The sequence below is a fragment of the Streptomyces sp. NPDC025806 genome (genome assembly GCF_055558275.1).
The window spans coordinates 23,031-32,908 of the sequence record NZ_JBVHMU010000038.1 but is presented as its reverse complement, the minus strand read 5'-3'; the positions used below and the strand labels follow the sequence as shown (position 1 = coordinate 32,908).

Sequence of the window (9,878 nt, the reverse complement as noted above, 5' to 3'; positions counted from 1 at the left end):
ATGTGGCACTCGTCGCCGCCGGAGCGGTAGTCACCGAAGTAGTCGACGACGTCCTCGGGCCACTGGTTCGCCTCCGCCAGCAGCACCGTGTCGGGATAGTGGGCGTCGATCTCCGCGCGGACCCGCTTCAGGAAGGCGTGGGAGGCGGGTAGGTTCTCGCAGTCGGTGCCCTCTTCCGCGTACAGGTACGGCACCGCGTCCAGGCGGTAGCCGTCGATGCCGAGGTCCAGCCAGAAGCGCAGCGCCGCCAGGATCTCCTCCTGCACGCGCGGGTTCTCGTAGTTGAGGTCCGGCTGGTGCGAGAAGAAGCGGTGGAAGTAGTACTGGCCCCGCACCGGGTCGTACGTCCAGTTCGAGGCCTCGGTGTCGACGAAGATGATCCGGGCGTCCGCGTAGCCGCTGTCGTCGTCGGCCCACACGTAGTAGTCGCCGTAGGGACCGTCCGGGTTCTTGCGCGACTCCTCGAACCACATGTGCTGGTCGCTGGTGTGGTTCAAGACGAAGTCGATGATCACGCGGATGCCGCGCTGGTGTGCCGCGTCGACGAACTGCACGAAGTCCGCCAGGTCGCCGAACTCCGGGAGCACCGAGGTGTAGTCGGAGACGTCGTAACCCCCGTCCTTGAGCGGGGACTTGAAGAACGGGGGCAGCCACAGGCAGTCGACGCCGAGCCACTGGAGATAGTCGAGCTTGGCGGTGATGCCCTTGAGGTCGCCCACGCCGTCGCCGTTGCTGTCCTGGAAGGAACGGACCAGGACCTCGTAGAAGACGGCACGTTTGAACCAGTCGGGGTCGCGGTCCTTGGCCGGCGTGTCCTCGAAGGTGTCCGGAACGGGCTCGTTCATGAACATCATGTGGGTGACCCTCCGAGTCAGTGGTGAGGACGGTCGCCGACCGCGAGGACGTGCGCGGGCGCGCGGCCCGGTTCGAGGCGCACGTACGCGGATCGGCCCCAGTGATAGGTCTCGCCGGTCAGTTCGTCCCGTACGGGGACGGTGGCGTCCGGGGCGAGCCCCAGGTGCCGCATGTCCAGGCGGACCGTGGCCTCCTGGGTGTGGTGCGGGTCCAGGTTCACGACGACCAGGACCGTGTCCTCGCCCTCGCGCTTGCTGTAGACGAGCACCGCGTCGTTGTCGGCCTCGTGGAAGCGGAGGTTCCTGAGGAAGCGCAGCGCCGGATGGGCGCGCCGGATCTCGTTGAGCCGGGTGATCAGCGGGGCGATCGTGCGGCCCTCACGCTCGGCCGACTCCCAGTCCCGGGGCCGCAGTTCGTACTTCTCCGAGTGCAGGTACTCCTCGCTGCCGGGCCGCACCGCGGTGTTCTCGCACAGCTCGAACCCGGCGTACACGCCCCAGCTCGGCGCCAGCGTCGCCGCCAGGACGGCGCGGGCCTCGAACGCGGGGCGCCCGCCCTCCTGGAGGGGGCCGGGCAGGATGTCCGGGGTGTTCACGAAGAAGTTCGGCCGCAGGAACGCGGCCGTCTCGGTGGAGAGTTCGGTCAGGTACTCGGTCAGTTCCTGTTTCGTGTTCCGCCAGGTGAAGTACGTGTACGACTGCTGGAAGCCGGCCTGCGCCAGGGCCCGCATCACGGGAGGCCGGGTGAAGGCCTCCGCGAGGAAGACGACGTCCGGGTCCGTGCCGTTGATGTCGGCGAGCACCGCCTCCCAGAACGCCACCGGCTTCGTGTGCGGGTTGTCGACGCGGAAGATCCGCACCCCGTGCGCCATCCAGAACCGCAGCAGGCACACCGTCTCGGCGACGATCCCGGGCAGATCCCGGTCGAACGCGATCGGGTAGACGTCCTGGTACTTCTTCGGCGGGTTCTCCGCGTACGCGATCGTCCCGTCGGCGCGCTGCGTGAACCACTCCGGGTGTTTCTCCACCCAGGGGTGGTCGGGGGAGCACTGGAGCGCGAAGTCGAGGGCGATCTCCAGGTCGAGTTCGCGGGCCCGTGCGACGAACGCGTCGAAGTCGTCGAGGGTGCCGAGGTCCGGGTGGATCGCGTCGTGCCCGCCCTCGGGGGAGCCGATCGCCCAGGGGACGCCGACGTCGTGCGGGCCGGGGGTGAGGGAGTTGTCGGGGCCCTTGCGGTGGGTGGTGCCGATGGGGTGGATCGGGGGGAGGTAGACGACGTCGAAGCCCATCGCGGCGATCGCGGGCAGCCGCTCGGCGGCCGTCGCGAACGTGCCGCTGACCGGCGGTTTCCCGGGCTCGACGACCGCGCCCTCGGAGCGCGGGAAGAACTCGTACCAGGCCCCGTACAGGGCCCGCTCCCCCTCCACGAGCAGCGGCAGGGCGGGGGAGCGGGTGATCCGCTCGCGCAGGGGATACCGCGCGAGGACGGCCGCCACCTCCGGAGTCAGTGCGGCCCCGAGCCGTTCGGCCGGGGTCCGCGCCTCGTCCTGAAGGGCGTCCACGGCGGCCAGCAGGACCCGGCGCTCCGCTCCCGGCGGAACGCCACGCGCCGCGCGCCCGTACAGGAGCGCGCCCTCCTCCAGCATCAGTCCGGTGTCGAGACCGGTCGGGACCTTGACCTCGGCGGCCCGCCGCCAGTCGGTCACCGGATCCGTCCAGGCCTCCACGCGGTAGGTCCAGCGGCCCTCGGCGTCCGGGGTGACCTCCGCGGACCAGCGGTCGGTGCCGGGGGACAGCTCGCGCATCGGGGTCCAGGGACCCGCGCGGCCGTCCGGGCCGCGCAGCACGACATCGGCGCCGACCGCGGTCCCCGCCTCGGCGAACACCGTGGCGGTGACCTGGAAGGTCTCGCCGGGGACCGCCTTCGCCGGGCGCCGGCCGCAGTCGACGAGCGGCTCGATGTCCCGGACCAGCACCGTCGCGGTGAGCACGGAGCCTTCTACCAACGCTGACAACATCGCTCTCTCCTCGCCGGTCCTGTGTGGGGCGGAGGACGCGGATTCATCGACGCGGATGCTTGGACGTGGATCACAGCTGCGCGTTCACGGGACCCGGCCGCGCGGGCCGGGTCCCGTGACGCAGGTACTGCTCGGCGGCGTCGACGGCCTGCCGGGTCCGGCACTCGCCCATCAGCACGCACAGCGTGTACGCACTGTCCTCGAAGCGCATGCGGATGGCCCGGTCGGCGGGGTGCGCGAGCGAGAGCCGCTCCCACGCCCGGTAGTACCTCAGATGACGCGCGACCTCGGTTTTGGTGGGCATGATCACCACGGGGGTCACCATTCTTGTCGGGGCGTTCTCCCCGCAGCCGGCTCGATGCCGAACCGATGCGTGCGGGAGCCGGGTCGGCTCACGCGGAAGGGAGTACGCCTCACTCATAGTGCATGTACGAACACCCTGCGTCCTGTTGGGAATTCAACGACGCGTGAGGCGCGGGTGACTCCTGTTGCGTGAAGGCCGCGCGCCTCACAGTCTGGAGTGACCCAGGAGCGACTGCTGCTCACGCTCCGTGTCCGGGACCCGTGCCGCTGCCGGTGCGACGGGCAGCAGGCTTCGCCGAGAGGAGCCAGAACCATGGAACCCACGCTCTCCCGCCACTACCACCTCGACGTGGAGGTCGGCCCGGAGCAGATCGGGCAGGTCGAGCGCATTCTCGCCGCACATCTACGGCACTGGGGGCTGCGCACGCTCGCGGACCCCGTGTGCCACTGCACCCGGATGCTGCTCCAGGACATCGAGGACCACGGCGCCGACAAGACGGCCGTCGTCGAGATGTGGTGGACCGGGCAGCACCTCGTCACCGCGGTCTCGGACCGCAACCGCGAACTCCCCGCGGCCCAGGACGGGCGGCAGGACCTGAGCAGCCGGATCGCCGAGTGGAGCGACGGCTGGGGCAGCTACCCCGCGCCCACCGGCAGGACCGTCTGGTTCACCTGCCGGGTGCGGCTCCCCGAGGCCGAGCCGCTCGCCGCCGCGGTACCCGTGCCCGGTTGAACCCCGCAGGAGGCAGGCGCTTGGAGATCTGGACCGGCAGCCCGTTCCCTCTGGGCGCCACCCCCGACGGCGAAGGAACCAACTTCGCCCTGTTCAGCGAGGTCGCCGAACGGGTCGACCTCGTCCTGATCGACGACGACGGCACCTGCCGCACCGTCCCGCTCACCGAGGTCGACGGCTTCGTGTGGCATTGCCGGATCCCGGGGGTCGGCCCCGGCCAGCGCTACGGCTACCGGGTCCACGGCCCCTGGGACCCGGCGGCCGGCCACCGGTGCAACCCCGCCAAGCTGCTCCTCGACCCCTACGCGCGGGCGATGGAGGGGGCCACGGACAACGACGCCGCGCTCTTCGAGCGGGCCTCGCCCGGCCCCGAGCCGGCGGACAGCGCCCCGCACACCCTGGTCTCGGTCGTCACCGACCCCTCGTTCGACTGGGGCGACGACGAGCCGCCCCGCCGGCCCTACGCCGAGACCGTCGTCTACGAGACCCATGTGCGCGGACTGACCCAGACCCACCCCGACGTACCCCCGGCGCTGCGCGGCACCTACGCGGGACTCGCGACGGAACCCGTCCTCGCGCACCTCACCTCGCTGGGCGTGACCGCCGTCGAGCTGATGCCCGTCCACCAGTACATCCACGACGGCTTCCTCGTCGACCGCGGCCTGACCAACTACTGGGGCTACACCTCGATCGGCTTCTTCGCCCCGCACAACGCCTACGCGGCGCACCCCGCCCTCGGCGAGCAGGTCCCCGAGTTCAAGTCCATGGTCAAGGCGCTGCACGGGGCCGGCCTCGAAGTGATCCTCGACGTCGTCTACAACCACACGGCCGAGGGCAACGAGAACGGGCCCACGCTCGCCTTCCGCGGCATCGACAACGCCTCGTACTACCGCCTGCACCCCGACGACCCGGCCCGCTACTTCGACACCACGGGCACCGGCAACAGCCTCCGGATGCACCACCCGAACGTCCTCCAGATGGTCATGGACTCACTGCGGTACTGGGTCACCGAGATGCACGTCGACGGCTTCCGCTTCGACCTCGCGGCCACCCTCGCCCGCCAGTTCCACGACGTGGACCGGCTGTCCGCGTTCTTCGACCTCGTCCAGCAGGACCCCGTCGTCGGCCGCGTCAAGCTGATCGCCGAACCCTGGGACGTCGGCGACGGCGGCTACCAGGTGGGGAACTTCCCGCCACTGTGGTCGGAGTGGAACGGCAAGTACCGCGACTCCGTACGGGACTTCTGGCGCGGCGCCGACCACACCGTCGCCGAGTTCGCCTCCCGGCTGACCGGCTCCTCCGACCTCTACCAGCACGACCGCCGGCGCCCGCGCGCCAGCGTCAACTTCGTCACCGCGCACGACGGCTTCACCCTGCGCGACCTCGTCTCGTACGACACCAAGCACAACGAGGCCAACGGCGAGGACGGCCGGGACGGGGAGAACCTGAACCGGTCCTGGAACTGCGGCGTCGAAGGCCCCACCACCGACCCCGCGATCCTCGAACTCCGCGCCCGCCAGCAACGCAACTTCCTGGCCACCCTCATGTGTTCGCAGGGCATCCCGATGCTCGCGCACGGTGACGAACTCGGCCGCACCCAGCAGGGCAACAACAACGCCTACTGCCAGGACAGCGAGCTCTCCTGGATCGACTGGGACCTCACCGGCGAACAGCGGCAGCTGATCGACTTCACCACCCGCGTCATCCGGCTGCGCACCGAACACCCGGTGCTGCGCAGACGCCGCTTCTTCCGCGGCGACACCGCCACCGGCGCGTCACAGCCGCTGCCCGACCTGGTGTGGCTGCGCCCCGACGCGCGCGAGATGACCGACGAGGACTGGCGGCGGCCCGACGCCCACGCCCTCGGTGTCTTCCTCAACGGCGACGCCATCGCCGAACCCGACGCCCGTGGCCGCCGGGTCGTGGACGACTCATTCCTGCTGCTCATGAACAGCTACCGCGAGCCCGTCGCCTTCGACCTGCCCGGCGCCGACTACGGCGAACGCTGGACCACCCGGATCGACACCACGGACGCCCGGGGCGACGCGGACGAGACGGAGCACAAGGCGGCCAGCAGAATCGTCCTCGCGCCCCACAGCCTGCTCCTGCTCTCCCGGCCCGCCCGCACCGCCTGAGCGCGGCCGGTCAGGCCGCCGGCCGCGCGTACACCACGAAGCGGGCGCCGTCCGGATCGCTCAGCGTGATCTCCGGACGACCCGCGGCCCGCGAAAGAACCGAGCCACCGTGGTCGAGAGCGGCGCGGGCACAGGCCTCCACGTCCCGGACCGCGAAGTGGATCTGCCAGCGCGGCCGGATCGCCGGGTCCGGCGCCGACTCCACCGCGCCCGAGTGGATACGGGCCACGATCTCGCCCTCGCTGCGCAGGACGACGCTCTCGTCCTCGTAACAGGCCTCGCAGCATCCCTCGGCCTCGGACGCCCAGCCGAGGACCTCGGCGTAGAACATGGCGGCGTCGAACGCGTTGCGCGTGTGGAGCTCCATGAAGGCCGGGGCGGCGCGCCGCCACTTCTCCCAGCCGGTGACCAGCTCGCCCTCCCAGATGCCGAAGACCGCCCCGTCGCGGTCGGCGAGCATCGCCGCCCGCCCGGGCGGGAACGAGATCGGGCCCAGGGCCGTCGTGCCGCCCCGCTCGTAGCCGCGGGACACCGCCCGGTCCGCGTCGTCCGTGGCGAAGAACGGCGTCCACGCGAACGCCGTGTCCCCCATGCTCCGAACGGCTGACACACCGGCCACCGGCACCCCGTCCACGCTCGCGAACCGGTACCGGTCGCCCAGCTTGCCGACCCGCCACTCCCAGCCGAGGACGGCGGTGTAGAAGGACTGGACAGCCTCCAGATCGCGGGTCGTCAGACTGACCCAGCAAGGGGCACCGATCACCGCGTGACTCGACAGGGTTCCGCCGTCGACGGCTGCGCTCTGGCTGTTCATCTTCGTACCGTTCCGGGGTGAGGCCCCCCTCGGACCCATCCTTGCACCTTCCCCGACGCTTTCGCGTTCCGCGTTGGCGGAATCGGCCCGTTCGGACGGACAATGGTGGGGTACCCGTACGTCGATGCTTTGGAGCGAAGGCATCTTCCGCGAGCGGCGCGGCCGCCCCCGGGGAGATGACGCTCCTCGGAGTGACGAGCACGCGCTTCTCGCGAATCCAGCTCAACGAATTCGTTGAGGAGCGATTTCTCATGCTCACCGAAAGGATCGACCGGACACGGTCGCGAGGCCGTTCCCGCCGTCGTCACGACGACGCTCCCGACACGTCGGCACTGTTCGCGCGGCTGGCCGGGCTCGAACCCGGCGCCGAGCGCGATCTGCTGTGCGAAGAGGCTGTGACGGCCTGGCTGCCCATGGCGCACCGCATCGCGCGCCGCTTCCGCGACAAGGGCGAGAACATGGAGGACCTCCAGCAGATCGCCGCACTGGGCCTGCTGAAGGCCGTGAACCGCTACGACCCGACGCTCGGCGCGTTCGAGTCGTACGCGGTGCCCACCATCACCGGCGAACTGCGCCGCCACTTCCGCGACCACCTGTGGGACCTGCACGTACCGCGTCGGGTCCAGGACCTGCGCAACGCGGTCCGCGTGGCGCGCCGCGCCCTCACGCAGCAGCCCGGCGGGCAGCAGCCGAGCGTGGCGGAGATCGCCGAACAGGCCGGTCTGACCGAGGACGAGGTCCGCGAGGGCCTGTCCGCGATGGAGAGCTACCAGGCCCGCTCGCTCGACGCGGAGATGTCCTTCTCCGACGGCGGCGGCTGCACCATCGCGGACACCCTCGGCGAACCCGAGCCGGCCTACGACCGCGTCGCCGAGCGCGAAGCGGCCAAGGAGGGCCTGAGTCATCTGCCCGAGCGCGAACGCACGATTCTCTATCTGCGTTTCTTCCGGGACATGACGCAGATCCGGATCGCCGATCTGCTCGGCATTTCGCAGATGCACGTCTCGCGCCTCATCCGGGAAAGCTGCGCCCGGGTCCGCAGAGAAGCCGGCGAACTGCCCGCCTGACCCTTTCACCGAAGTGACGAGCCACGCCGAGGAGAGACCCCTTTTATGGCCACTCACCGTGTGCACGACGACGCGCCCGACACCGAACAGGCGTTCCTCCGCCTCGCCGACAGCCCGCGGGGACCCGAACACGACGTACTGAGCGAGGAACTGGTGGAGGCATGGCTGCCCATGGCCCACCGCCTCGCCCGGCGCTTCAGGAACAAGGGCGAGAGCGTGGAGGACCTCGAACAGGTGGCGGCCGTCGGCCTCGTGAAGGCCGTCGACCGCTACGACCCCGGGCAGGGCCCCTTCGAACCCGTCGCGGTGCCCACCATCACCGGGGAACTGCGCCGCCACTTCCGCGACCACACCTGGGACGTCCGCGTCCCCCGCCGGGTGCAGGACCTGCGCAACCGGGTCCGCTTCGCCCGCCGCGACCTCATGAACCGGGCCGGACACCCCGACAAGGAGCCCGGCCCCGAGGAGATCGCGCGCGAGACGGGGCTGACCCCGGACGAGGTGCGGGAGGGCCTGGAGGCCCTGAACACAGCTACCGCAGCCTGTCCCTGGAAGCCGAGATGGGTCCCTCCGACGACGGCTTCAGCCTCTCCGACAGCCTCGGCGCGCCCGACCCCGGCTTCGAACTCGTCGCCGACCGCGAAGCCGCCAAGGACGGCCTGCGACTCCTGCCCGAACGCGAGCGCACCATCCTCTACCTGCGCTTCTTCGAGGACATGACGCAGGCGCGCATCGGCGAGGAGCTCGGCATCTCGCAGATGCACGTCTCGCGGCTCATCAGCCGCAGCTGCGCGCGGATCCGTGACCGCGCCGACCGCGCCCCGCAGCCGCAGGCCGCGTGAGCGCACCGGACACGGCGGCTCAGCGCGCGGTGAGCCGGAACTGACAGTCGCGTTCCTGGTCACCGGAGACCGACCCCGTCTCCTCCACCGTGAAGGCCTGCGCCAGGACGTCGCGCAGCGCCTGCACGCCGTGCGGCGAACCCTGCGCGTTCAGTGCCACCGAACCGTCGAGGCCCGCGGCCCGGGCGTCCGAACCGGCGGCCGGCGGTCCTTCCTCCGGATCGACCTCGGCGGTCCACACCGTCGGGTGGGCCGGGGCGTGGGAGCCGCCGCCGGCCGGCGCGGGCACGGGCCCGGGCGCGCCGGCCAGCACCCCGAGATGGGACAGGACCCGATGGGCGTCGTCATCCGTGCAGTTGCTGAGCATCACGGTGACCAGGTGGTCTTGGAGTGTCATGAGGATCTCCTGCTCGCCTCCGGCCGGGGGCGCCCCCGGCCGATGTCGTCTGCGGAGCCCGGGTTCCCGCGCGGGCGCGGGCCACTCCCGGCGGCGCGCTTCAGCACCATTGTTCCTGGGTACGCGGGAGCGGTGCCAGTCAACGACAGTGTCCCGGCCCTCATCGTGATCGACATGATCAACACGTACGACCACGAGGACGCGGAGCTGCTGCTGCCCTCGGCCCGCACGATCGTGCCGGTCGTGGCCGAGCTGCTCGCCGCCGCACGGGCCGGCGGCGTGCCCGTCGTGTACGCCAACGACAACTTCGGACAGTGGCGCTCCCACCACGGTGAGATCGTCGACGCCGCGCTCGCCGGGCGGCACGCCGACCTCGTCGAGCCGATCACGCCCGACGAGGACGCGCTGTTCGTGGTGAAGGCACGGCACTCGATCTTCTTCGAGACGCCGCTGTCGTACCTGCTGTGGGAGCTCGACGTGCGGCACGTGATCCTTTGCGGTCAGGTCACCGAACAGTGTGTGCTGTACTCCGCGCTCGACGCGCACATCCGGCACCTGGACGTGACGGTCGTCAGCGACGCCGTCGCCTCCATCCATCCCGAACTGGCCGACGCGGCACTGGAGATGATGCGAACGAACATGGGAGCGCGCGTACTCAGGGGGCAGGACATCGCCTTCTCGGGCGACGGGGGCCGAACCACGTGAGGAGCGAGTG

8 protein-coding genes and 2 pseudogenes are annotated in these 9,878 nt (G+C 70.7%); 5 read left to right on the top strand and 5 right to left on the bottom strand.

Annotated features, from left to right (window positions below):
* The 3 genes and pseudogenes from ACZ4E1_RS39435 to ACZ4E1_RS39425 all read right to left on the bottom strand — a co-directional run.
* The coding region (locus ACZ4E1_RS39435; RefSeq protein ID WP_467548693.1) for an alpha-amylase family glycosyl hydrolase at positions 1-851 on the bottom strand (851 nt) is incomplete at its 3' end.
* Between the two features lie 20 nt (positions 852-871).
* Positions 872-2,872 carry an alpha-1,4-glucan--maltose-1-phosphate maltosyltransferase gene (locus ACZ4E1_RS39430; RefSeq protein ID WP_467548691.1) on the bottom strand — a complete coding sequence of 667 codons (2,001 nt, stop codon included), beginning with the start codon at positions 2,870-2,872 and terminating at the stop codon, positions 872-874.
* 118 nt (positions 2,873-2,990) lie between these two features.
* Positions 2,991-3,176 (bottom strand): annotated as a pseudogene (locus ACZ4E1_RS39425) (DUF5133 domain-containing protein); the annotation flags it as partial.
* A 312-nt stretch (positions 3,177-3,488) separates the two neighbouring features.
* On the opposite strand from ACZ4E1_RS39425, the gene ACZ4E1_RS39420 reads away from it, so the two are divergent.
* Positions 3,489-3,908 carry a pep a2 gene (locus ACZ4E1_RS39420; protein ID WP_467548690.1) on the top strand — a complete coding sequence of 140 codons (420 nt, stop codon included), beginning with the start codon at positions 3,489-3,491 and terminating at the stop codon, positions 3,906-3,908.
* Between the two features lie 20 nt (positions 3,909-3,928).
* Positions 3,929-6,043, top strand: coding sequence for a glycogen debranching protein GlgX (gene glgX, locus ACZ4E1_RS39415; RefSeq protein ID WP_467548688.1), 2,115 nt, complete (start codon positions 3,929-3,931; stop codon positions 6,041-6,043).
* Positions 6,044-6,053: 10 nt separating this feature from the next.
* Here the strand turns inward: glgX and ACZ4E1_RS39410 are convergent, their stop codons facing one another.
* Positions 6,054-6,857, bottom strand: a complete 804-nt coding sequence (locus tag ACZ4E1_RS39410; RefSeq protein ID WP_467548686.1) for a VOC family protein — start codon at positions 6,855-6,857, stop codon at positions 6,054-6,056.
* A 251-nt stretch (positions 6,858-7,108) separates the two neighbouring features.
* Here ACZ4E1_RS39410 and ACZ4E1_RS39405 point away from each other — a divergent pair, with 251 nt between their 5' ends.
* Both ACZ4E1_RS39405 and ACZ4E1_RS39400 read left to right on the top strand, forming a co-directional pair.
* Positions 7,109-7,924, top strand: coding sequence for a SigB/SigF/SigG family RNA polymerase sigma factor (locus ACZ4E1_RS39405; RefSeq protein WP_467548684.1), 816 nt, complete (start codon positions 7,109-7,111; stop codon positions 7,922-7,924).
* Between the two features lie 45 nt (positions 7,925-7,969).
* Positions 7,970-8,766 (top strand): annotated as a pseudogene (locus ACZ4E1_RS39400) (SigB/SigF/SigG family RNA polymerase sigma factor).
* Between the two features lie 19 nt (positions 8,767-8,785).
* On the opposite strand, the gene ACZ4E1_RS39395 reads toward ACZ4E1_RS39400, so the two are convergent.
* Positions 8,786-9,163 carry a hypothetical protein gene (locus ACZ4E1_RS39395; protein ID WP_467548682.1) on the bottom strand — a complete coding sequence of 126 codons (378 nt, stop codon included), beginning with the start codon at positions 9,161-9,163 and terminating at the stop codon, positions 8,786-8,788.
* 132 nt (positions 9,164-9,295) lie between these two features.
* Here ACZ4E1_RS39395 and ACZ4E1_RS39390 point away from each other — a divergent pair, with 132 nt between their 5' ends.
* A complete protein-coding gene (locus ACZ4E1_RS39390; RefSeq protein WP_467548680.1) occupies positions 9,296-9,868 on the top strand; it encodes a cysteine hydrolase family protein in 573 nt (190 codons plus the stop codon).
* Positions 9,869-9,878: the final 10 nt, after the last annotated feature.